This is a genomic window from Siminovitchia acidinfaciens, from assembly GCF_003605385.1.
Lineage (GTDB): Bacteria > Bacillota > Bacilli > Bacillales > Bacillaceae_C > Siminovitchia > Siminovitchia acidinfaciens.
In genome coordinates this window covers 136,060-158,654 of sequence record NZ_QYTV02000007.1, presented here as the reverse complement: position 1 = coordinate 158,654, position 22,595 = coordinate 136,060, and the positions used below count along the sequence as shown (strand labels likewise).

General features: G+C 39.1%; 23 protein-coding genes. 17 read left to right on the top strand and 6 right to left on the bottom strand.

Annotated elements, in window-relative coordinates:
• Positions 1-28: 28 nt before the first annotated feature.
• Positions 29-832, bottom strand: a complete 804-nt coding sequence (locus tag D4T97_RS15435; RefSeq protein WP_126051652.1) for a basic amino acid ABC transporter substrate-binding protein — start codon at positions 830-832, stop codon at positions 29-31.
• Between the two features lie 204 nt (positions 833-1,036).
• Positions 1,037-1,843 carry a basic amino acid ABC transporter substrate-binding protein gene (locus D4T97_RS15430; protein WP_126051651.1) on the bottom strand — a complete coding sequence of 269 codons (807 nt, stop codon included), beginning with the start codon at positions 1,841-1,843 and terminating at the stop codon, positions 1,037-1,039.
• A gap of 414 nt (positions 1,844-2,257) precedes the next feature.
• Here D4T97_RS15430 and groES point away from each other — a divergent pair, with 414 nt between their 5' ends.
• Both groES and groL read left to right on the top strand, forming a co-directional pair.
• Positions 2,258-2,542, top strand: coding sequence for a co-chaperone GroES (gene groES, locus D4T97_RS15425; protein WP_126051650.1), 285 nt, complete (start codon positions 2,258-2,260; stop codon positions 2,540-2,542).
• Positions 2,543-2,597: 55 nt separating this feature from the next.
• A complete protein-coding gene (gene groL / locus D4T97_RS15420; RefSeq protein WP_126051649.1) occupies positions 2,598-4,229 on the top strand; it encodes a chaperonin GroEL in 1,632 nt (543 codons plus the stop codon).
• Between the two features lie 244 nt (positions 4,230-4,473).
• Here the strand turns inward: groL and D4T97_RS15415 are convergent, their stop codons facing one another.
• On the bottom strand, positions 4,474-5,307 hold the full coding sequence (locus D4T97_RS15415) for a LysR family transcriptional regulator (protein WP_126051648.1): 834 nt from the start codon (positions 5,305-5,307) through the stop codon (positions 4,474-4,476).
• Positions 5,308-5,419: 112 nt separating this feature from the next.
• Between D4T97_RS15415 and D4T97_RS15410 the strand changes: the two genes are divergently transcribed.
• From D4T97_RS15410 to D4T97_RS15395, 4 genes are all read left to right on the top strand, one after another.
• Positions 5,420-6,451, top strand: a complete 1,032-nt coding sequence (locus D4T97_RS15410; protein ID WP_126051647.1) for a threonine ammonia-lyase — start codon at positions 5,420-5,422, stop codon at positions 6,449-6,451.
• 422 nt (positions 6,452-6,873) lie between these two features.
• Positions 6,874-7,410, top strand: coding sequence for a DUF1572 family protein (locus D4T97_RS15405; protein WP_126051646.1), 537 nt, complete (start codon positions 6,874-6,876; stop codon positions 7,408-7,410).
• A gap of 374 nt (positions 7,411-7,784) precedes the next feature.
• A complete protein-coding gene (locus tag D4T97_RS21135; RefSeq protein ID WP_408021618.1) occupies positions 7,785-8,006 on the top strand; it encodes a zinc ribbon domain-containing protein in 222 nt (73 codons plus the stop codon).
• Positions 8,007-8,460: 454 nt separating this feature from the next.
• Positions 8,461-9,336 (top strand): alpha/beta fold hydrolase, encoded by an 876-nt coding sequence (locus D4T97_RS15395; RefSeq protein WP_126051644.1) that lies wholly within the window; start codon positions 8,461-8,463, stop codon positions 9,334-9,336.
• A 136-nt stretch (positions 9,337-9,472) separates the two neighbouring features.
• Here the strand turns inward: D4T97_RS15395 and D4T97_RS15390 are convergent, their stop codons facing one another.
• The gene (locus tag D4T97_RS15390) at positions 9,473-10,351 is read right to left on the bottom strand and encodes an alpha/beta fold hydrolase (protein ID WP_126051643.1); all 879 of its coding nucleotides are present in this window, start codon (positions 10,349-10,351) and stop codon (positions 9,473-9,475) included.
• Between the two features lie 309 nt (positions 10,352-10,660).
• On the opposite strand from D4T97_RS15390, the gene D4T97_RS20820 reads away from it, so the two are divergent.
• Positions 10,661-10,840, top strand: a complete 180-nt coding sequence (locus D4T97_RS20820) for a hypothetical protein (protein WP_235872276.1) — start codon at positions 10,661-10,663, stop codon at positions 10,838-10,840.
• A 225-nt stretch (positions 10,841-11,065) separates the two neighbouring features.
• On the opposite strand, the gene D4T97_RS15380 is transcribed toward D4T97_RS20820, so the two are convergent.
• Positions 11,066-11,644, bottom strand: coding sequence for a TetR/AcrR family transcriptional regulator (locus D4T97_RS15380; protein ID WP_126051642.1), 579 nt, complete (start codon positions 11,642-11,644; stop codon positions 11,066-11,068).
• A gap of 165 nt (positions 11,645-11,809) precedes the next feature.
• On the opposite strand from D4T97_RS15380, the gene D4T97_RS15375 reads away from it, so the two are divergent.
• From D4T97_RS15375 to D4T97_RS15365, 3 genes are read left to right on the top strand one after another with little or no spacing between them, the layout of a single operon-like run.
• Positions 11,810-12,370, top strand: a complete 561-nt coding sequence (locus tag D4T97_RS15375; RefSeq protein WP_126051641.1) for an NADPH-dependent FMN reductase — start codon at positions 11,810-11,812, stop codon at positions 12,368-12,370.
• A gap of 56 nt (positions 12,371-12,426) precedes the next feature.
• Positions 12,427-13,353 carry a DsbA family protein gene (locus tag D4T97_RS15370; protein WP_164525596.1) on the top strand — a complete coding sequence of 309 codons (927 nt, stop codon included), beginning with the start codon at positions 12,427-12,429 and terminating at the stop codon, positions 13,351-13,353.
• 14 nt (positions 13,354-13,367) lie between these two features.
• Positions 13,368-13,673, top strand: a complete 306-nt coding sequence (locus tag D4T97_RS15365; protein WP_126051640.1) for a monooxygenase — start codon at positions 13,368-13,370, stop codon at positions 13,671-13,673.
• A 122-nt stretch (positions 13,674-13,795) separates the two neighbouring features.
• Here the strand turns inward: D4T97_RS15365 and D4T97_RS15360 are convergent, their stop codons facing one another.
• On the bottom strand, positions 13,796-13,993 hold the full coding sequence (locus tag D4T97_RS15360) for a M20/M25/M40 family metallo-hydrolase (protein ID WP_164525595.1): 198 nt from the start codon (positions 13,991-13,993) through the stop codon (positions 13,796-13,798).
• A 534-nt stretch (positions 13,994-14,527) separates the two neighbouring features.
• Between D4T97_RS15360 and D4T97_RS15355 the strand changes: the two genes are divergently transcribed.
• From D4T97_RS15355 to D4T97_RS15330, 7 genes are all read left to right on the top strand, one after another.
• Entirely contained in the window at positions 14,528-15,028 is a 501-nt protein-coding gene (locus D4T97_RS15355) for a DUF1648 domain-containing protein (protein WP_126051638.1), read from the top strand.
• 144 nt (positions 15,029-15,172) lie between these two features.
• Positions 15,173-16,225, top strand: a complete 1,053-nt coding sequence (ltaE, locus tag D4T97_RS15350; RefSeq protein ID WP_126051637.1) for a low-specificity L-threonine aldolase — start codon at positions 15,173-15,175, stop codon at positions 16,223-16,225.
• Between the two features lie 701 nt (positions 16,226-16,926).
• Entirely contained in the window at positions 16,927-18,252 is a 1,326-nt protein-coding gene (locus tag D4T97_RS15345; RefSeq protein WP_235872275.1) for a C40 family peptidase, read from the top strand.
• Positions 18,253-18,665: 413 nt separating this feature from the next.
• Positions 18,666-19,181, top strand: a complete 516-nt coding sequence (locus D4T97_RS15340) for a hypothetical protein (RefSeq protein WP_126051635.1) — start codon at positions 18,666-18,668, stop codon at positions 19,179-19,181.
• 507 nt (positions 19,182-19,688) lie between these two features.
• Positions 19,689-19,841: a hypothetical protein gene (locus D4T97_RS20555; protein WP_164525594.1), complete on the top strand. Its 153-nt coding sequence runs from the start codon at positions 19,689-19,691 to the stop codon at positions 19,839-19,841.
• Positions 19,842-20,012: 171 nt separating this feature from the next.
• Positions 20,013-21,173, top strand: coding sequence for an MFS transporter (locus D4T97_RS15335; protein ID WP_126051634.1), 1,161 nt, complete (start codon positions 20,013-20,015; stop codon positions 21,171-21,173).
• Between the two features lie 149 nt (positions 21,174-21,322).
• Entirely contained in the window at positions 21,323-22,585 is a 1,263-nt protein-coding gene (locus tag D4T97_RS15330; protein ID WP_126051633.1) for a sensor histidine kinase, read from the top strand.
• The last annotated feature ends 10 nt before the right edge of the window (positions 22,586-22,595 follow it).

Below are 22,595 nucleotides of genomic sequence, written 5' to 3'. Positions count from 1 at the left end.
TGAATGTTCGTTAGATGATCAATGGATACTACTCAATATCAAAACCGGTGATCTCTTTTAGCTTTCCGTTATCTTTGATCTTTTGAATACCTTCATTTAACAAGTTCACTAGCTCTGTGTTGCCTTTTTTAATCATTAATCCATAATATTCCTTTTCAGCGGTATCATCCTCTACCATTTTCACCTTGACGTTTGGATTGTTTTTAATGTACTCATTAACCGGAGCGTTATCAGTGACAACTGCGTCCACATTTCCATTCAACATCTCTTCAATGGCCAAAGGCACTGTTTCGGTTGCTGAAATTTTAGAGCTTGTTTTTCCCATGAGTTCTTTTAACATCTTGTGACCCGTTGTATTAATTTGAACGGATGCTTTTTTATCTTTTAAATCATTAAAGCTGGCAATATCCGAGTCTTCCTTAACAAGGATGACTTGATTTGCGACATAATAGGGATCTGAAAAATCGTAAGTTTCTTGGCGCTCCTCCGTAATCGTAATGGAAGATACGGCAAAATCAATTTCCCCGTTGTCTACCGCAGGGAATAATGGCTCCCAGCCGATATTTTTAAATTCAACTTCCACTCCGACCTCTTCTGCAATCGCTTTCACAATATCGATGTCGATTCCTACAATATTTCCGTTGCTATCCATATACTCCATTGGTGCATAAGCCGCTTCAGTTCCTACTACGAGCTTTTTCTTGGCATCACCATCACTAGATGATTCTCCCCCGCTTGCGGAGTCAGAGTCTTTCGATCCGCAGCCAAATAAAAGAAACGCTGTACTTAATAATAGGAACCCCAATGACCAAAAACGCGATATTTTCTTCATGCATCTTTCCCCCTATTATATTATGTACCATCTGAAGCTTGTTACTTTTCTGTAACTTCTGATGATTAACATAATTATAGGGCAATTATCCCAGCTTATCAATACGACAATTATTTTATAATAGAAATCGTTCAGGGAGGACAGACCCCCTACGCTTTAACTCGCCACCGATCTGGGGGTCAGACTCCTGATAATAGGTACTTTTTACTCAACATCGAAGCCGGTAATTTCTTTCAATTTCCCATTCTCTTTAATTTTCTTGATTCCATCATTCAATAGATTGACTACTTCGGAGTTTCCTTTTTTGACCATCAATCCGTAGTATTCTTTTTCTGCACTGTCATCTTCAACGATTTCTACTTCTACGTTAGGGTTATTTTTAATGTACTCGTTAACAGTGGAGTTATCCCCGACAGCTGCCTCAGCATTTCCGTTCAGCAACTCTTCAATAGCTAGTGGCATTGTTTCGGAAGCTATGATTTTAGAGCTTGTCTTTCCTTGAATTTCTTTTAGCATTGTATGGCCTGTCGTATTGATTTGAAGAGACGTCTTCTTATCCTTCAGATCTTGGAACGACTTAATATCCGATCCCTTTTTTACAAGGATGACTTGGTTTGCGATATAGTATGGCTCGGAAAAATCATAAGTTTCCTGGCGCTCTTCCGTGATGGTGATGGAAGAAACCGCAAAGTCAACTTCTCCGTTTTCTACTGCAGGGAATAAAGGCTCCCAGCCGATGTTTTTAAATTCAACATCAAAGCCTGCTTCTTCTGCAATCGCTTCCACAATATCGATGTCAATACCGACAATATTTCCGTTATTATCCATATACTCCATTGGTGCGTATGTAGCATCCGTTCCGACAACGAGCTTTTTCTTGCCATCGCCGTCACTTGAATCGCCTCCGCCTGTAGATTCAGAGCCTTTTGACCCTCCGCCGCAGCCAAATAATAGGGCAGTCAGGGCTAATAAGAGAAATGCCAGTGACCAAATTCGCGATACCTTTTTCATAATATTTTTCCCCCCTTGATTTTTCTGCATCATCTGAAGTCGATCACTTTTCTGTTACTTCTGATGATTACCACAATTATATGCGAATTGATAGAGTGAAGCAATATAACAATTATTTTAGGGGGCAGACCCCCAGCGCTTTAACGCGTCACCGAGGTGGGGGTCAGACCCCGGACTAAACCCCCAGTTGTTTGTGTAAAATAGTTTATTAGTGCCAATTAGGAGGAACCGCCCGCCAATTTCCGACAAACTACCCATCCTGATAAACTCGAAATATGAGGAAACTTTTTTTGAAAATTAGTGGTTAACGCTTGCAAATGGAAAACAAATTATTTAATATAATATTTGTGTTAGCACTCAGGACGTTAGAGTGCTAATAAAAAACTTACATATACTTTAAGGAGGTTGTTTCACTTGTTAAAACCACTTGGGGATCGCGTAATCATTGAACTGGTGGAGTCAGAGGAGAAAACTGCGAGCGGCATCGTTCTTCCGGATTCTGCGAAGGAAAAACCGCAGGAAGGTAAAGTAGTTGCTGTTGGAACTGGACGTGTACTTGACAGCGGCGAGCGTGTTGCACTTGAAGTATCCGAAGGCGACAGCATCATCTTCTCTAAATACGCTGGTACAGAAGTGAAATACCAAGGTACTGAATATTTAATTTTACGTGAGTCTGACATATTGGCTGTTATCGGCTAATAAAAAAAGAACGCTTTTTATATGAGAGAATTAAACGATAGGGAGGATATTATAAATGGCTAAAGACATTAAGTTTAACGAAGATGCACGCCGTGCGATGCTTCGCGGTGTAGACCAATTGGCTGATGCAGTAAAAGTTACTTTGGGGCCGAAAGGACGCAACGTAGTTCTTGAGAAAAAATTCGGTTCTCCGCTCATCACGAATGACGGTGTAACAATTGCGAAAGAAATCGAGCTTGAAGATGCATTCGAAAACATGGGTGCAAAGCTTGTTTCTGAAGTTGCAAGCAAAACAAACGATGTAGCCGGTGACGGAACAACTACAGCTACTGTTCTTGCTCAAGCAATGATCCAAGAAGGCTTGAAGAACGTTACTGCTGGTGCCAACCCAGTCGGCGTCCGCAAAGGAATTGAAAAAGCGGTTGCGACTGCAGTTGAAGAACTTCACAACATTTCTAAGCAAATCGAAGACAAAGAGTCCATCGCTCAAGTTGCATCCATATCTTCCGGTGACGAAGAAGTAGGGCAACTGATTGCAGAAGCAATGGAGCGCGTTGGAAACGACGGTGTCATCACTATCGAGGAATCAAAAGGATTCACAACTGAGTTGGACGTTGTGGAAGGTATGCAATTCGACCGCGGATATGCATCTCCTTACATGGTAACAGACTCCGATAAAATGGAAGCTGTCCTTGAAGATCCTTACATTTTGATCACTGACAAGAAAATCACTAACATCCAGGAAGTACTTCCACTTCTTGAGCAAGTGGTTCAGCAAAGCAGACCTTTGTTGATCATTGCTGAAGATGTTGAAGGTGAAGCATTAGCTACGCTAGTAGTGAACAAACTTCGCGGAACATTCAACGCAGTAGCAGTGAAAGCTCCAGGATTTGGCGACCGCCGTAAAGCTATGCTTGAAGATATCGCGATCTTGACTGGCGGAGAAGTGATCACAGAAGATCTTGGACTTGACTTGAAAACTGCAGGAATTGAATCACTTGGACGCGCTGCAAAAGTTGTTGTATCCAAAGAAAACACAACAATCGTTGAAGGTGCTGGCGAGTCTCAAAACATCGGAAGCCGCGTAAACCAAATCCGTGCGCAACTGGAAGAAACAACTTCTGAGTTCGACAAAGAAAAACTTCAAGAGCGCTTGGCTAAATTGGCTGGCGGCGTAGCTGTGATCAAAGTTGGTGCTGCAACTGAAACTGAGTTGAAAGAGCGCAAACTTCGCATCGAAGACGCATTAAACGCTACTCGTGCAGCTGTTGAAGAAGGAATCGTTTCCGGTGGTGGAACTGCACTCGTTAACGTCTACAAAAAAGTAGCTGAAATTCAAGGCGAAGGCGACGTAGCTACTGGTGTCAAAATCGTACTTCGTGCGCTTGAAGAGCCAGTACGTCAAATCGCTCAAAACGCTGGTCTTGAAGGATCTGTCGTTGTTGATCGCTTGAAAAAAGAAGAAATCGGTATCGGCTTCAACGCTGCTGACGGCGAGTGGGTAAACATGATCGACGCTGGTATCGTTGATCCAACGAAAGTTACTCGCTACGCGCTTCAAAACGCTGCATCTGTAGCTGCTATGCTTCTTACAACTGAGGCAGTAGTTGCTGACAAACCTGAAGAAGGCGGCGGCATGGGCATGCCTGACATGGGCGGCATGGGCGGAATGCCTGGTATGATGTAATAAACAAAACATGATAACATCAATGTTTAATGGTCACGGGATTATCCCGTGACCATTTTTTGATTATATTCAGTCAAAATCCAGTTCACTTTTCATGAGACATCCAAACTTTTCTGCATCTCTTTTTGTTGAACGCTAATATAATGGTTAATCAAAGGGAAGGGGAAGACCCTTGTTCGAGCTTTCTTCACTTTTTATGCGACTCGGATTTCTTCATCAAACACTTCGTGCGCATGTATTTTAATTAGATTTGGCCGATGATCAAATCATGTAATTCTTTAGAGTGAGTTAACAAAGAGATCTTTCTATTGAATTCCCCGCTTTTAATCGGTATAGCTTTTACACTTTTATCTATAGCATTAACGGCCATCTTCGGAAGGATGGTCAAACCAACCCCGTTTTTGACGAGTGATAACATAGAGTCGTTTTGACCGACTTCCATCATGTTTTCCATAACAATTCCTTGGTGCTTTAAATATTTATCAAGTGATATTCGGATATCACAGGGAAGCGTAGGTACAATCATATTTTGATTGGTTATATCGCTGAGTGATATTGATTTAGCTTCGCCTAATGGATGGGCCTCAGGAACAATTAGATAATATGGTTCTATCAAAATTGAATATACATAGTCTCTTTTCTTCACGTCTTGCCCAAATCCAACGTCAATTTTTCCATCAAATAAGAGGTTTTTGATTTGCTCGCTGGTTTCCGCGATGTGAATATTGATTTTATGGCCTGAATTGTTAAGTTTCTTAACAATGCCAGGCAAAAAATGGGCAGCAATGCTTGGCAATGTCCCTATATTAATAACTTTATTTTCTCTTTGCACGAACTGTTGTTTTAGGGAATGCACTTGATTCAGTATTTTTTTAGCCTCCACCAGAAAAAGCTCTCCCTCTTTTGTTAAATGACAACCGCTGTTATCTCTTTCAAACAAGATCGTTTTTAATTCATCCTCCAAAATTTTTAATTGTTTTGTTAAGGCTGGCTGGGAAACGTGAAGAACTTCCGATGCTTTATTCATACTTTTTGTCTCAGCAATTGTTTTGACGTATTCCATTTGTTGAAGATTCAAACCGACAACCTCCTTATAACAGATGGTTATAACCTTATGTTTAACATGTATTATCCAATGCAAAGGGCAGATTGTAAAATCTAAATAACCGATAAAATAAGGAGTTGATGTTTTGAATCTAAGCGCAATTACGCTGCAGGAGATCGCTCTAGCTCATGAACGGATTCGCCCGTACATTCGCCATACGCCCCTGGAGTATAGCGAGGAGTTTAGTTATTTATATTCTTCAAATGTTTATTTAAAACTGGAGAATCTTCAGGTTACTGGAAGCTTCAAAACCAGGGGAGCTTTTAATAAACTTTTGTCTTTGGATAAAACAAAAAGTAAAGGTGGTGTGATTGCTTCGACAGCTGGGAATCATGGAATTGGCTTAGCGTATGCAGCTCATAAGTTAAATATCCCAGTCCATGTTTATTTACCAAGGGACGCCGATCTAGGCAAGGTTCAATCGCTGGAAAGATATGGAGCCCTGTTATCATTTTTTGACTCCATCGAGGAAGCTAGAGTATCCGCTTTAAAAGCTGCCGAAGAAAAGGAACATTTTTTCCTTTCTGCATATAATGACCGGGCCGTTATTGCTGCAGGCGGAACTGTTGGATTAGAGATTTTAGATGATTTATCTGATGTAGGTATAGTTATTACAAGTATGGGTGGTGGAGGACTCGCCTCTGGTATGTGCCTGGCTCTAAAGGGCGTAAATCCGAAAATTGAAGTCTGGGGTGTCCAAACCAAAAACAGTCCTTCTTTAGCTGTCTGGTATCAAAACGGAAAGGTAACTCCAGTTGATTTAAAGCCATCGATAGCCGAAGGATTAAGCGGATCAATTGAGCCTGAAACGGTTACTTTTCCAATCATCCAAAAACATATTGATCGAATTTTAACAGTGACTGAAGCGGAAATTATTGCTGCAATGAAAATAATGTTGGATTCCCAGTATATCGTTGAACCTTCTGGTGCTGCAGGAATTGCTGCCTTAAAGCAATGTGGCAAGGAGTTAAATGGCCGTAAAGTGGCAGTTGTGGTTACTGGTCGAAATATCTCATGGCCCAGGTTGACTTCCTTAGTTGGCGATACTAGCAATACCACTCATTCTTTTTTATATGGAGGAATCAATAAAAATGGATGCCCTTTTGGAAACTTATAAAAAAGTCTAAGCAGTAATCATATACAGACCTTCAAAAGACAGTCACGGTAAAGATTGTCATAAAGTTGATTTGGACCAATCGAAACAATGTACTAACGAAGGAAGAGAATAAGCATTCCGGTTTGTATATAATCAATAACCATATCGCGTTTTGCGGAGGGCGTAAAGGAGATCTGTTATGAACCATTACGAGTATCAATGTATGGTAGATGAACAACAACGTATACTTAATAAAATCAACCGTGAATCATGGAAATATGAGTCTGGTTATCAGTATAATTTACCGTTTTCAATCAAAATTACTTTCATTCTCCTATTTCTAATTGGATCTTAATAATAGGTACTATTGTTTAATTCGAAATAAAAAGGGTTTATTGTTAGAAATTCAAAATTAATTTAGGGTTATTTGAAAGGAGACAATTATGAAACTTGGAAATGAATATTTAAAAATTGTAAAAGAAAGATTTCACAGTCTTAAAGACCTCGGTGATAAGACTGTAAATCAATTGTCAGAAGGGGATATTCACTGGAATTTAAATGAAGCTTCTAACAGTGTAGCTGTAATAGTAAAACATTTAAGTGGAAACATGGTGTCCAGATGGTCAGATTTTTTAACCTCCGATGGGGAAAAAACATATAGGAATCGTGACGAAGAATTTGAGGATGATCTATCGTCAAAACAAGAAATGTTAATCGTTTGGGAAAAGGGTTGGAATACCCTCTTTAAAACATTAAATGAATTAGAGGATCAGGATTTATTAAAAGATGTATTCATCCGCGGGGAAAGACATACGGTACTAGAAGCGATTGAAAGGCAAATGGCCCATTATGCTTATCATATAGGGCAAATCGTGTATATTGGTAAGCAATTAAGAAATGAATATTGGGAAAGTCTTAGTATCCCTGTAGGGAAATCCGAAGAATACTTACAAAAAATGCTGAAAAAAAGTCAGAAATAAAGTGAACACCTTTTTCAATAAAAGGGCAACTCTGTAGCAAGAATTGCCCTTAATTATTTCAAATCTAAACAAACATCGAATCAAGTCTTGTTAACTAATGGTGTATGCGTATTTATACTGAAGCCAAAAGAGTGACCATTTTAAGCAGGTGCATGTTTTACAATTAATCGTGCTTACAACAAAGGATTCTGAAAAGAAATGTTGAATATTAGACATAATATGCTATTTAAGAGTTTACAGAACCTCCGGAAAGAAGCCAACTGGATGAGAGATACAAACCATAAGGTAAGCCGTCAGATCATCAAGTTTGTATTGGAGAACGGTGTTCATCTGATCCGAATGAAAGATCTGACAGGCATACGGGAAAGTCAAGAATAGAATCAGGTCGCAATTTGCACAACTGGTTACATTATCAGCTGCAGCATTTTATTGAAAATAAAGCGAAAATGGTAGGAATCGCAGTTGAATATGTCAACCCTGAACATACCTCTCAAACATGTAAATGCGGACATGTCGATAAACGAAACAGCCATCTAAATAATTTCCACTGTATCAATGTGGCTATCAAAGCCATACGGACGTCAGTGCCTCCATAAACATCGCCAAAGCCGTAATCGGAATATCAAAATAGAAAAAGGCTTAATATTAGTGTCGTGGTAACTTATAAACATTGGATTGGTAAACATGAAAAACTCAGAGAGCAAGAGCTCAATTATATAATAGAGGAATTTTTAAAGCCAGGTTCGTTGAAAGCGAACATAGCCTATTACAGGGCAAGAATCTGAGGCAACGACTTCAAGTGCTGTGACCTCACATGTTATAGAAAGCGACGCCGTGTTTCGGTACATGTAAAGATAGGCAGAACGGAACAGGGTGGGGCAATGAGATGCCCTGAACTTGCAGGCTGTTCAGATGCAACAATTAGCATACTAGACAACATTGGCCACATTGTGCCATTTGAAGCACCTTTAGATGTTATTAAAGCGGTCAAAGAACATTTGTAGAAGTTGTACTATAAATTAATTTTTCTTTATAAAGGGGAATTTTAGATTGACCAATTATACTTTGGCATTTAGAAATATTGAGGGTGCGGAGAAATTTAAAGAAATTTATGATTCAAATCTTTCGTTATGGAAAGTAGATTACGAAAGATTTTACGTTTCTACGCGTTATGGAGAAACACATATTATTGAAGCTGGCCCAAAGGATGCTCCTCCTTTAATTCTATTGCACGGCTTTGGATTTGGAGCAACCATGTGGTATCCGAACATTCATGAACTTAGCAAACATTACCGTACATATGCGATAGATATATTGGCTGATTTAAACTTAAGCGTGGTTACAAAACCTTATAAGGAAAAAAAAGACTGTGCAGAATGGCTTTCTGACGTTCTAGATGCATTGGGAATTGAAAAGGCAGCAGTGTGTGGACACTCAGCAGGCGGCTGGCAGGCAATTAACTTTTCAATTCTTTATCCCGAAAAAGTTGGTAAACTAATTCTTTTAGCTCCAGCAGCCTCATTTATTCCTTTTCATAAGCAATTCTTTTTTAGGCTCATGGGAATAATGATTTTTCCAAGACGTTCTTTTGTCATTAACTCATTCTGTAGATGGTTTGTTGCCAAAGGTAATCAGGTTCATCCAGGTTTATTCGAACAGTTTTATTTAGGCATAAAACACTTTAAATTTACTAAAACAATTGTTCCCTCTGTTTTTAGCAAAGAAGACTTTCAGAAAATTAGTATGCCCTCATTGGTTATGGTAGGGGATAAGGAAGTAATTTATAATTATCACAAAATGTTAAAAAAAGCTAAGCAGTTGATACCGCATATTGAATATAAAGTTATCTTAAACGCGGGACATGGTCTTTCTATTGAGAAAGCAGATGAAGTCAATGATAGTTTAGTCGAGTTTTTAAAAAAGTAAAGATTGTCCTGCCAAGCTTAGTATCATATAACAACTTTCAAGAAATGGGCAAAAAAATTTGATGGAAGGAAGAAATAGAACACAATATCATTAGTAACTGTACAAAGGATTAATTCATGTTTTAAATGAACTATTATCAATGTTCCCTAACTAAAAAATCAACTATAGCCTTATTAACTTTAGTAGCTTGTTCTGTAATTAATAGATGACCGCAATTCGGAATGATTGTTGTTTCAACATGTGGAATTTTCTCTTTTATTGTTTTTCTTGCCTTATTTGCACGATAAATTTTTTCTTCATCTCCCACTATAAACAATATAGGAATTTTAAGTCCACTCAGTTCTTCTTTTGGAAAGCTTTTTGGAATCACAGCAAGAAGGGGTCTGCATTGCTTATAAGCTGTAATAATCTGCTGCATTATAATGGGGTGAATATCATTTCCTTTTGCACAGAACCATTTCCATCCTTTTTTAATTCTTTTTTCCGATGGAAACAGCATAGAAGGATAAATATACCAAGCTAGTTTTATAAAAGGAATTGGTAATATTGAAGCAACCGGTGCAATTAGGACCAATTTTCTTAGATTTTCCTGTCGTTTTCTTGCATAATTCAATGAGAGCCATCCACCCATTGAGTGACCTATTAAATGAATGTTATGTATACCTAGTCCATTAAATACTTCATCAAGCCATAAAACGCAGTCTTCTTCTGTTTTCAATGGAGCCTGCACAAGGCTTTTTCCAAAATCCCCTAATGTATCTATGCAGTATACCCGATAGGTTTGAAGGGCAGTGATATTTTGATACCAGAAACTCGAATTACCAGTCATACCATGCAACATTACTATAGGAATACCATCTTTTGGTCCGCTAATGATTACATGTGTTTCTCCAAACTGTGTGGGAATTTTTACTTCTTCGTATGCTACCTCCCATAGCTTCATTACTTCATCATAAGATTTTAAAAACTCTTCTTCTCCAGTTTTTGATTTAAAAATTGATAAATTAGATTTCATTTTAGCTCCTTATTTTACTTAACTTTAAAATGAAAAAATCTTTAGTACCTATATCCTTTTAGCAATGAAGGTATTTTAGGTTGTTAACTAAATGGTGATCTATGAAAAAAATGTGAATTTAATCACAACAATCACATATTCTTAGGAATAGTTTACCAGTATTAGATCCAAAAGTCCCGTTTTTTTAGATTTTTTTGAACTAACGAAAAACAATTCTTTTTTCTTGTAGTAGATACAAACTTCAATACAAGAAGGCGTTAAATGAAGATGTTTGATCTAGGATTAAAAGACAATTAGAGAGCTTTTAAAGTGTTTGTGGAATCTCATAAAAAAGACCTATCAACAACTTATTATTTTGTAATTGAAGAAGACGATTGTGGTGACGAAGCAGTAGTCTTTACAAGTCATTCAAATTTAGATGAATGGTTAGGAAAAACATTTTGGGATAGAGAACGCTATGATACAAGGAGTAGAAGACTCTATGGATGACTTTAGGGTATGGAAGTTAATATTCGGAACTGATTTGACCGCCTATATGAGGGTTCAAAACCAGCATCAATCATAATTGACGGAGAAAAATATTTTAGAAAGTTGGTGCCTATAAGCGTAGAACCGACAGTGGTTGTTTCAACAAACTTTTATTAACACATAGTTTGAAAAAAGGGACTGTCAACCAGCACCTTTTTTCATTAACTATTCTTTTAAAATGTCATATTACTCCGCTTTGGATATAGAACCCAACTTTACTCCAGACAACATATAAGGAATAGCTGACTGAATAAATTCTTCAGGCGATATATTACTAGCATTTCTTCTCCATTCTACCGAAGCTCCGTAAATTCCCCAGCTTAGGATAACAGCAGAAATTTTTAGGCTTTCATCCTCTTCAATTTTATGTTGCTTTAACAACAATTTGTAGAAAATGATTTCGAGTTGCTCCCTGATAATGCGGGCGATGGTATCTTCGTACCCTCTGTGACAGCGATTGGATAATGATGTTTGAAAGGTTGTTATGGCTACGAAGATACTGATAATCGATTCTTCGTTCAGTTCTTTTTCCTCGAAGTTATGACCGTTCAAGTTAATTAATAATACCTCTGATAAGACCTTGTCCAACAAGTCATATATATCTTCAAAATGATAATAGAATGTGGCACGGTTTATCATCGCCTCTGTTGTTATATCCTTAATGGTAATGTCCTTGAACTCTTTTTTACCAGAAAGTTCAATAAAAGAATCCATAATTAGTTTACGGGTACGCAGAATCCGAGGATCTGTCTTTGATTGAGTCATCTCACGGTCCCCCTACTTTTTAAACAATTCCTTTGATGTGTTGTATAAACGACAAATTCAATAAATTATTGGTGTTGCTGCTTTTTATTATCTACTAATATGAAGTTGTAAAGCAATTAGGAGGCTTCATTCAAATTCAAACAACATTAATAGGGGGAAAACATCATGGTTAAAATTGGTATTATTACTGGAAGCACAAGAGATTCGAGAGTAAATATACAAGTTGCAGACTGGGTGAAATCCATCGCAGATCAAAGAGCGGATGCCGAATTTGAGCTGGTTGATATAAAGGATTACAATCTGCCAAGATATAACGAATCTGTTCCAGCTATTATGTCACAGGACTATCAGACTCCGGAAGCGAAAGTTTGGTCTGAAAAAATTAGTGAGCTCGATGGATTTGTTTTTGTCACTCCGGAATATAACAAAGGAATTACGTCCGGGTTGAAAGATGCCATTGATTATCTTTACGTCGAATGGAATAACAAAGCGGCCGGAATTGTCAGCTATGGCTCATCTCTTGGAGTGACAGCGGCGAACAATTTACGTTTGATTTTGACTGTACCAAAAGTTGCAACAGTAGGAACACAGCCGGCCTTAAGTCTCTTTACCGATTTTGAAGAAATGAGCACCTTTAACCCAGCACCATTCCATCAAGAAACTGTCCAAAGAATGTTGGATGAGGTTGTGGATTGGTCAACTGCATTAAAAACAATCAGAGATTAATTTTATCAGCAAAGATTACGATGAAAATGGAAAATCTAAAAGGAGGCAGAATTAAAATGACAAACAAGAACAATATGATTTGTGATATGGAAACAGGGATATGTGGAGTAGCTGAAGAGGAAGATATGGAGGTTATTGATTTTAATCAACCTAAAAAATCCATTGAACTTTATTATGTAACAGATCCTATTTGCTCTCATTGCTGGGCAATTGAACCGGTCCTACTCCGTTTTACAGAGCAATATGGACAATATTTTAACTTTCATACGGTTATGGGCGGGCTGCTGGAAAAATGGGGTGACGGTCCCGTAGATCCAGCCAACGGAATTTCAGGACCTGCAGATGTTGCCGGACACTGGAGGGAAGTGGGAGAGCACTTCCGCATGCCTATTGATGGTTCACTCATGATCGATAATCCAGTTCAATCATCTTATCCGCCTTCCCGTGTGTTTAAAGTAATCCAAAAACAACATGGCGATGAAGCAGCCAATGATTATTTGCGACGTGCCAGAGAAGCACTATTCGTATTCAATCGAAATATTGCGAAGAAACCCGTTATGGTGGACATTGTCAATGGCCTAGGCTTGGATGGGGAAACCATTGTAAATAAAGCTGAACAGCCAATTGGACAACAATTGTTAGATGAGGATTTTGCTCTTGCCAGAAGCCTGGGTGTCAGAGGATTTCCAACTATTATCATGGTCAACGAGGAAAATAAAGGCGTAAAAATTGTAGGCGGTCGTCCACTTGAATATTACGTTGATGGGTTAAAGCGCATCCTGGATGCAGAAGAATTAGAACCAACGGAGCAGACATCTCTTTCTGACTTAATCGAAAAAGAGAAACTTCTATTTTCAAAAGAAATTGAAGTGATGTACGATGTGGAAAAACAGGATATTAAAGCTTTTGTTGAGAAAGAACTAAAACCAGGCAGTTATCAAGCGAAGGAATTTCTAGGGGAATTATATTTTACTGCTGAATAAAAAGGAGGATGACCATGGCATTCGTTTTACAAGTGGATTTCAAGATGAGTGGGCCATTCGGAGATGAAATGGCGGAGGCGTTTTCTGATCTAGCGAAGAGCATTAATGAGGAAGAAGGATTCATATGGAAGATTTGGACGGAAAGTCCGGAGACAGAAGAAGCCGGTGGAATTTATCTTTTCAAAACAAAAGAAACTGCTGAAAAATATTTAGATATGCATTCCAAAAGATTGGCAGGCTTTGGAATTCCGAAGGTGAATGCAAAGGTCTTTGCGGTCAATTCTAAACTTACGGAGATTACGAAGGGGCCGGTACAATAAAACTCGTTCTTTCACGCACCAAGAAAACGGAGAGAGCCTCACAAAGATTAGGTTAAGACAACTTTTCTAAGCTGTCTTAACCTAATAGCTTTCTGTGCATATCCCAGAACTCAGGAAACTTATTAAGTTAACCGCCGGGCACCGACTGCACCGGCTTCCTCTCCGACTGTTGCAAAAAGGATGATTTCCTCTTTTTTCGGAAGCCCTTCTTCATTTAATGACACCATAGCCAAAGCACAGGCAACCAAACCGCTTTTCATATCACTGGTCCCACGCCCATATATTTTCTCATCTGCTTCTTCAGTTCCATTCGAATTCATTCGTTGGAACAACATCCATATGGCCGGTGAGTCCTAGGACAGGCCTTCAACCTCACCTTTTAAATGGGTAATAAATTGGTTCGGTTTTCGTCATACTCAACAAACTCAGATTCGATGTCATGTACATCAAAAAGGGCCTTAAATTTTAGAGCGACTTCCTTCTCATTACCCGGAGGATTGACACTTTTGATTTTAATAAACTCTTTTAAAAATGATTTCGCTTGTTCTTGATCCTGGCCTTACATTTTATAAATTACCCTTCACTTTTTCTAAAAACCCAACTTTTATTAATAAATGTGTATATCAAGAAGCTACAGAATGACATTGTATTTGGGTAAGGGCGTATTGACACATTTCAAAAGAAACCGAAGTTTGAACCGGTGACAAAGGGGGACTTGGGAGATAGAATAGTAAGCATCAACTTTTATTCGCAAGCTGTCTATGGTGAGACCTCCTGAGAGAGGTCTTTTTTCCTTGGAAAACAACGAAACCACCTGGAGGGCCCGTCCGTATTAGAGGTAAAGAGGTGTTCATATGCAGAGTTATAATCGTCCGAAACTTGATATTCCAAAAACAAATTTTGAAAAAGCACTTGATTGGACTGCTTTAATCGTCTTTTTCTCGTGGGTCATTTATTTGATTGTGATCTGGAGCAATTTGCCTGCCGAAGTGCCGGGACATTATGATGCGGCAGGGAATATTACACGCATGGGATCAAAATGGGAACTAATCATACTTCCGGTAATTGCTGGTTTTTTGGCAATTTTCTTGAGCTTTTTTGAAAAGCATCCGGAGTGGCATAATTATCTTAATCTTAATGAAAGAAATATAGAGTTCCAATACAAAAATTCAAGGCTGATGCTGAATGTTCTCAAGAATATCATGGTCTTTCTGTTTGCCGCTATCAGCTGGAATACGATCCAGGTCGGACTTGGAAAAGCAGAATCGCTTGGATTTTGGTTTATGCCTGTCTTTCTAGCATTCATTTTCATTCCTATGATTTTCTTCATTGTCCGTTCAATCCGTCATAAATAAACCAGAGGTGATGTTATCTAAGTCTAGATGATTCAACTGTCGCCGCCTAAGGGACAAAATTTTCACTTTTTTAAAATTGTGGTGTGAACGAAAGAGGATTTTGCTACTATTAAGGAAGGAATCCATTTGGAAGGAGCACTACATATGCCAATAGATTTACGAAGTGATACAGTAACAACACCTACTGAAAAAATGAGAGATGCCATGCGTGATGCTGTGGTCGGGGATGATGTATATGGTGAAGATCCGACGATCAATCGATTGGAGCAGCTGGCTGCAGAGATAGTTGGGAAAGAGGCGGCGTTATTTGTGACAAGCGGGACACAGGGGAACCAAGTCGCGGTATTATCACATACGCAGCGCGGAGATGAAGTGATTTTAGAAGAGCGATCTCATATCTTCTACTATGAAACAGCAGGCCTTGCGACGATTGCTGGTGTTCAGACAAGAACGATTAAAGGGATTAATGGGCAGATGCCCGTTGCGGAGATTGCAGCTGCCATCCGTGAAGAGGACGTCCACTGTCCTAAAACAGGCCTTATTTGCCTGGAAAATACACACGGCGATTCAGCCGGGAGTATTCTTCCCCTAAGCTATATGGAAGATGTATATCAAGTTTCTAGACAGCATCAAATCCCTGTCCATCTGGACGGTGCTAGACTGTTCAACGCAGCGGTTGGTCTCGGTGTCGATCCGAAAGAGATAACCAAGTATACCGATACTGTACAATTTTGTTTATCTAAGGGATTAAGTGCACCAATGGGATCTATTTTGGCTGGTCCAAAGGAATTGATTGAAAGAGCCAGAAAGTGGCGGAAAATGCTAGGCGGAGGCACCCGTCAGGCAGGAATCATAGGAGCGGCGGGTATTGTAGCATTGGAAGAAATGATTGACCGCCTCCAAGAGGATCATACTCATGCAAAAGCCCTTGCCGAAGGCCTTGCTCTTATTGATGGAATCGATATTGACGCAGAAAGTGTAGAGACCAATATGATCATGTTTTCTATCGGTCAACTGGGAATGACAGCGGAAGAGTTCGTAAGCAGGCTTAACAAGTTTGGTGTGCTGGCTAACCCTGCAGGCCCAAACAGAATCCGCTTTGTTACCCATAGAGAAATATCAATGGATGATATCGACAAAACCATTGAGGCGGTAAAAAATATTTCCGCTAGTAATATAGCAAAAGCCAAACTTTAAATTGTGATTAGCCTTCCCTTAGTCCATGTAAACTGCAGGGAGGGCTTTTTTCATTGGTTAAAAGCTAATATGTAACAGGTGGTGCAAGAAAAAGCCTAAGGGTCATGTTAAATAAGGGAGGTAATGGTACCAATAACTTATTTATATGAAAAAATATTCTAGAAGAGGATTCATTGCAGATTACCTGAATACAACTATGATCCAATTAAACGGGCCCATGTATACACGTTCCTTATTATGAAGGAAAAGGTGAATATCTTTATTGTATCTGATTGCAGCAAGCAACCGAAAAAACGAGCATAAAAATACTCGTTGTGTCTGCCTGGTATAGGCAGCGGGCACATTTAGCCGTTATTGAAAAAATTTTCGACTTTTTAAGAGGGTAGATTCTTAGAACTATTACTTTAGCCTCCTTTAAGTGCACTTGGTTGCATATCAGCATAGAACATACAAAGTAAGAAACGTGAGAAGTTTTGTGTTTTTCATATATTTCCCCTCCCATAAAAACCACACCTTGGTTGAATAGGAAAAATTTTGTAACATGATTGAAATATTAATGCAAGATGAATGTAAAGTAATCTGTCGAAATATGATGCTATAATCAAGGATGACTATCAATAGGTGTCGGATAAGTATGTTTTTTAGGAAAAATTAGGAACATAGATATATAAATAAATAGTTCCAATGGGGGAAATTTTAAATTGAAAACAAGATTACTAGCATCAGTACTTGGTGCGGGATTGATATTTTCATCAATTCCGAATGTTGAAGTATATGCTCATGAGAATTTAGATCAAGAGATTTCCGCGAAAAAGCAAGAGGTTTCCACAATGCAGGAAAAAGAACGGGAAATGAACGAACTTCTTGGAAAGTTGGAAGCCAAGGTAAACGAAACGAATGAAAAGATAACCTCCACTAAGGAGGATATTTCTAAAAATAAAAAAGAAGCGAAGCAGTTGGAGAAGGATATAGCAGAGGTAGAAGAACGGATGGAGAAGCGATTTGAGCTGATGAAAAAACGAGCTCGCGCTGTCCAGCAAACTGGCTCGTCCAGCTATATCGATGTATTGCTTGAAGCTGAAAGCTTCAGTGATTTTGTTGACCGTTCAATGGCGTTGACAAAAATATTAAACGCCGATAAGAGTATCCTGGAGGAACAGGAGAAGGATAAACAAACGCTGGAAGCATCTGAAACGGAATTGAAAACGAAATTAGAAAAAGTCCAAAGTGAGCTTAAAGAGATTGAAAACTTAAAAGAACAGCTTACATATCAGGTAAATGATAAAAACAGCATGCTTGCCGCAGTGAAAGAGCAACGAAGCAAAGCTAACAAAGAACTGGAAGACCTGGAGAACCAAAAGGCAATTATCATAGCAGAAGCAAAGAAAGCTGAAGAAGAAAAAGCTGAGAAGGAAGCAATCGCTGTAGCTGAGGAAGAAAGCAAAACAGCTGAAACAGTTGCACAATCAACTGGAAATGCAGCGGCAAAACAAACATCCAAAAGCATTACAGCCAAGAAGTCTTCAGCAACATCCAATGGAGACACAGCCAAGAAGTCTTCACCGACATCCAATGGAAGCACAGTCCAGGCAAGCCGTCCGGCTGCCCCATCTGCTCCTACTGTAAAAAAAGGATCAGGTGCCATTGAAACGGCAATCAGCACAGGCTCTTCAATTGTCGGACGTTCTCCGTATAAATGGGGTGGAGGAAGAACAGCCGCTGATATCCAAAACAGACGTTTTGATTGTTCCTCATTTGTCCGCTGGGCATACGCTTCAGCAGGAGTGAATCTTGGTTGGACAACGAGTGAATTAGTCAACCAGGGAAGAGCAGTCAGTGCTTCAGAGATGAAAAGGGGAGACCTTGTATTCTTTGATACGTATAAAAGAAACGGTCATGTAGGGATCTATCTCGGCAATGGCACATTCTTAAATGACAATAGCTCCCACGGAGTTTCTGTCGACTCGATGAGCAACACTTATTGGAAAGGTGCATTTAAGGGCGTTGTCAGACGTGTAGTTGAATAAGGTTTAAAGAAAAACGCAGGGCACCCGCCTATCGGCGCCTAAAGCTTGACATAACGAATGTCGTTTGAATAGATACTTCTGTCTAATTTTATACTTTCTTTAACTTGAACATCAAAGCAGGTGGAAATTCCCCTGCTTTTTTCTGTGTATATAAAGAAAATCGAGCAGCTTTTGCTACGGGATTTTTCGGAAAGCGTAAATATTGGTATGATAATGTTGACCTTTGGGTTTTGTGCCCACTTCGTTGCGGAGCGTGCTAGTGAGAGGCGAACCATTCTAGTTAAGTTCAGGCGTATTCTTTTGGTTCGCAATTAGCAGCGAGCGGTACATGTTTTTGCTTTTTCACCGACATGCTTAGGGAAAATAACTTTACAATCGATCGTTAATTGTAAAAAGTAAAAGGAGAACTTTAAATGTACCATCCGACTCATTTTGAAAACTTAAAAGTGGCATTTGAAAATCGTATATATGATCTGGATAATATTGATGAAAAGATTACGATAGTAAACCGCTCGGACCGCACGGACTTTGCAATACTTTCCAGGGAGCTATCCATTCAATTCACGCTTGTGAATCAGCCGGATGTAACAGCAGAAGTATTGTTGGCTGCTTCTCTGGAAGATTTGGCAGGGGAGATATTGGAAACACCTGATGCAACGTATGGATGTACGTTGTTTTTACGATTTTACAAACATGTTCATGATGCACGCGAGCAGTGCGTGAAAATTGAAGATGCTTTGTATGCAGTATGGGAAAATGACATCGAGTTAACACAGACACTGAGTTTCACATATGGAGAAGATGCACCAGGTTATATGAATCAGATAGAAGTGAAATTTAAGGTGAAAATCAGTGAAGAGAACATGAGGGAAATACCTCCCTTTTTGGAGCATGTCCTAAAAACTTTGGAGGTATTGAATAAAGTATAGGGACGAAAGGGCCCGTTTGCCCGAATTATGGGGGGTTACTTGAGGTGCCAACTACATTAATAAATATTGGTTGCTCATGAAAGTTTGAGAATACTCTTCGAATTTCGATGATACTACTTGGAATACGAAGTATTCTTCGAACTTCGGTAATACTCTCCGTAAGTTGAAAAACCCCTTCGGTTTACGGTAATTCCCTTCATATATTTAAAATACCCGTAACTTTTCCCACAACAATCAGCACTTATAAAAATTCCGCCACTCTTTCATAAAAACATTGCACATAGCAGTTAAATGGAAGTGGCTCTGAAAAGAACCGGACTTATCTCCATATCCCAATTTTAAATTTCCTCCCCAAAAAATATCCCGCACAAGGGCTTTTTGGCTCAGGAATGGTGTCATTGTTTACACTCGAACTATATGTTGTATTGATTTTAAAGATGCAGCCTTCGGATATTTACCTTTAATTCAAACATACTAAGGGAAATATTAAAAAATGGAGGCCTTATCATGGAAAATGAGAAAGACGAAACAAGCGAAGGGTTGAATCAAATCATCGAAATTATAAATGCCAAAGGCGATACAGGAGAGTTAAAGGAGATTGTCGAAAGGAACCACAAAGGCAATCAGGCCGAAAAGGAAGAACCCCGGCCGGATATTTAGAAGAAAAAGTGAAAGCGTGGATTCAATTGAACCATGGATAACTCCTTTTATCAGGTTTATCTATGGTTTTTTTCGTTTTTTCAATTTCAAAAACATTGACTCATCGGCAGCTTTAAGATTATATTGGTTCTTATAAATCTCCTCCTGGGATGAATAGAAGGAGAAAGCCAAATGAAAAAACAAAATATTACGTTAGCCATATTACTAGGAAATCTTTTTATTGCCTTTTTGGGGATTGGGTTAGTTATTCCGGTGTTGCCGACGATCATGAATGAATTGAAATTATCGGGTACGGTCGTGGGCAATCTTGTTGCGGCATTTGCTGTTATGCAGCTTCTGGTATCACCAATTTCCGGCCGCTGGGCGGACAAATATGGACGCAAAAAGATGATTGTGTATGGCCTCGCCATTTTCAGTGTCTCGGAATTGTTATTTGGGCTCGGTAAAACGGTGGAGGTTCTCTTTGTTTCCCGTTTGCTTGGTGGAATCAGTGCGGCTTTTGTCATGCCGGCAGTCACCGCTTTTATTGCGGATATTACGACGATGGAAACGCGCCCTAAAGCGCTCGGCTATATGTCGGCGGCCATTTCAACGGGATTTATTATCGGCCCCGGCCTAGGAGGGTTTTTGGCTGAAATTGGAACGCGGGTTCCGTTTTTTACAGCCGCTGCATTTGCTTTCATAGCAGCAGTTTTATCCATGGTTACGCTTCGGGAGCCGGAGCCGAATAAAGAAGTAGCAACGCAAGATCAACAACGGGGGATCAGGCGAATATTTGTACCGAAGTACTTTTTTGCTTTTATTATTATTTTAATCACAGCGTTCAGCCTGACTGTCTTTGAGTCGTTCTTCTCTTTATTTGTGGACCATAAATTTGCGTTCACTCCCAGGGATATTGCCATTGTCATAACAGGCGGTGCCATTGTCGGAGCGGTTGCGCAAGTTGTATTTTTCGACCGTTTGACAAAGGTGCTTGGTGAAATAGGATTAATTCGCTATTGCTTGATCCTATCCGTCCTGCTCGTATTTCTTATGACAATTGTTCATGCATACATGAACATCCTTTTCGTTACGTTTATCATTTTTGTCGGCTTTGACTTGATCCGCCCAGCGGTGACATCCTATTTATCAAAAATTGCCGGCAATGAACAAGGCTTTGTTGGCGGGATGAACTCAATGTTTACTAGCATAGGGAACGTTTTAGGCCCAATTATCGGGGGCATCCTATTTGATGTTGATTTAGACTACCCGTATTATTTTTCAGCCGTCTTTTTATTAGCTGGTTTCGTGTTTGCACTCGCCTGGAAAAATCCGCCCCAACTGAAAAGCTGATCGAACCATCCATGAAGGATGATCCGACCAGCTTTTTTAAATTAAAAAACAAAGTACTTATTTCATGTTTTGCGTGGATCAAAAAAGCACTAAAACTTTGTTATTATAAATATATATCCTTATACAAAAAGGAGGCGTCCAAGCTTTCTATGAGCAACATTCTCAAGAATAGCTCCATTGGAGTTGATCGTTTATATTTGATCTTTATAGCTTTATTGACTGCGATTGCAAGTGAAATTAAAGTAATTCCTTTTAATGGAGAAGCGATTCGGTTTGGATTGGGAAGCATTATTTTTTTCTTGCTTATTCTTATTCGGCCTCCCGACTCTCTTATACGGGCCGGCTTGATCACTGGCGTAACAGTCGTTTGTTTTCGCTTATTTATTGATACGACTTTTCATCATGCTGACTTGTTGAGCAGTTTGAAAAATCATATACCCGCTGCATTGTTTTATTTTTTATTTGCACTGGGATTATCAATAATAGGTTTAGAAAAGTATAAAACAAATCCTCTGCTGCTAGGAGTTTTTGCTGCAGGATCTGAACTAATCGGAAACAGTGCAGAGCACCTTGTACGATCATTATTAATAAACGGTGTTAATTTCACCTTTCAGGAATTGGCAATATTGTGCGGCGTGGCATTATTACGAAGTTATTTTGTTGTTGGTCTTTATAGTGCTATCACGATTTCCGAACAAAAGAAGCAAATCCAAGAAATGCTTGGTGTTGGTTCCGAATTGTATGCGGAAACCCTTTACTTGCAAAAATCAATGAATCATATTGAACAAATTACTGCTTCAAGCCATGATTTATATAGAAGGCTAAAAAAGAAAAGTCTTGAAGATTTAAGTGTGCAAGCGTTACACATCGCACAAGAAATACATGAAGTGAAAAAGGATTCGCAGCGAATTTACTCTGGTCTTTCGAAAATTACCAGCCAGAGAAAAGATGATGTTTTTCTTCTCTCAGACCTTCTAGATTTTGTAATTACAGCGAATGAAAAATATAGTAAGCTTCTAAAGAAGGATATTGCTTTTCATTTGACGATGTCTATTGACTTTGAAACAGATCAACACATCCCTCTGCTTGCTCTATTGAATAATATTACGGCAAATGCGGTGGAATCCATTACTGCCAGAGGGGAAATTAATCTTGAAATAATTGAGGAATCAGGATATACATATTTTTTTATAAGAGATTCCGGCGAGGGAATACCGAAAGACGATGTAAACATCGTATTCGAACCTGGCTATACGACAAAATTCAGTGATCAGGGCGTCGCTGCAACAGGGATCGGTCTTTCTCATGTGAGAGAAGTTATTCATGCTATGGAAGGACAAATCCAAATAGAAACACCTGAGAGCGGCACTATTTTTCGAATCCAGATTCCAACCAATAATATTAGAAAGTGAGTGGAAAAAA

Bases quoted from the DNA above. Each gene is read 5' to 3' on its own strand.
- D4T97_RS15435 (WP_126051652.1), bottom strand. From the start codon at position 832: ATGAAGAAAATATCGCGTTTTTGGTCATTGGGGTTCCTATTATTAAGT.
- D4T97_RS15430 (WP_126051651.1), bottom strand. From the start codon at position 1,843: ATGAAAAAGGTATCGCGAATTTGGTCACTGGCATTTCTCTTATTAGCC.
- groL (WP_126051649.1), top strand. From the start codon at position 2,598: ATGGCTAAAGACATTAAGTTTAACGAAGATGCACGCCGTGCGATGCTT.
- D4T97_RS15405 (WP_126051646.1), top strand. From the start codon at position 6,874: ATGAAACTTGGAAATGAATATTTAAAAATTGTAAAAGAAAGATTTCAC.
- D4T97_RS15390 (WP_126051643.1), bottom strand. From the start codon at position 10,351: ATGAAATCTAATTTATCAATTTTTAAATCAAAAACTGGAGAAGAAGAG.
- D4T97_RS15380 (WP_126051642.1), bottom strand. From the start codon at position 11,644: ATGACTCAATCAAAGACAGATCCTCGGATTCTGCGTACCCGTAAACTA.
- D4T97_RS15375 (WP_126051641.1), top strand. From the start codon at position 11,810: ATGGTTAAAATTGGTATTATTACTGGAAGCACAAGAGATTCGAGAGTA.
- D4T97_RS15370 (WP_164525596.1), top strand. From the start codon at position 12,427: ATGACAAACAAGAACAATATGATTTGTGATATGGAAACAGGGATATGT.
- D4T97_RS15365 (WP_126051640.1), top strand. From the start codon at position 13,368: ATGGCATTCGTTTTACAAGTGGATTTCAAGATGAGTGGGCCATTCGGA.
- D4T97_RS15360 (WP_164525595.1), bottom strand. From the start codon at position 13,993: ATGAATTCGAATGGAACTGAAGAAGCAGATGAGAAAATATATGGGCGT.
- D4T97_RS15355 (WP_126051638.1), top strand. From the start codon at position 14,528: ATGCAGAGTTATAATCGTCCGAAACTTGATATTCCAAAAACAAATTTT.
- ltaE (WP_126051637.1), top strand. From the start codon at position 15,173: ATGCCAATAGATTTACGAAGTGATACAGTAACAACACCTACTGAAAAA.
- D4T97_RS15340 (WP_126051635.1), top strand. From the start codon at position 18,666: ATGTACCATCCGACTCATTTTGAAAACTTAAAAGTGGCATTTGAAAAT.
- D4T97_RS20555 (WP_164525594.1), top strand. From the start codon at position 19,689: ATGGAAAATGAGAAAGACGAAACAAGCGAAGGGTTGAATCAAATCATC.
- D4T97_RS15335 (WP_126051634.1), top strand. From the start codon at position 20,013: ATGAAAAAACAAAATATTACGTTAGCCATATTACTAGGAAATCTTTTT.
- D4T97_RS15330 (WP_126051633.1), top strand. From the start codon at position 21,323: ATGAGCAACATTCTCAAGAATAGCTCCATTGGAGTTGATCGTTTATAT.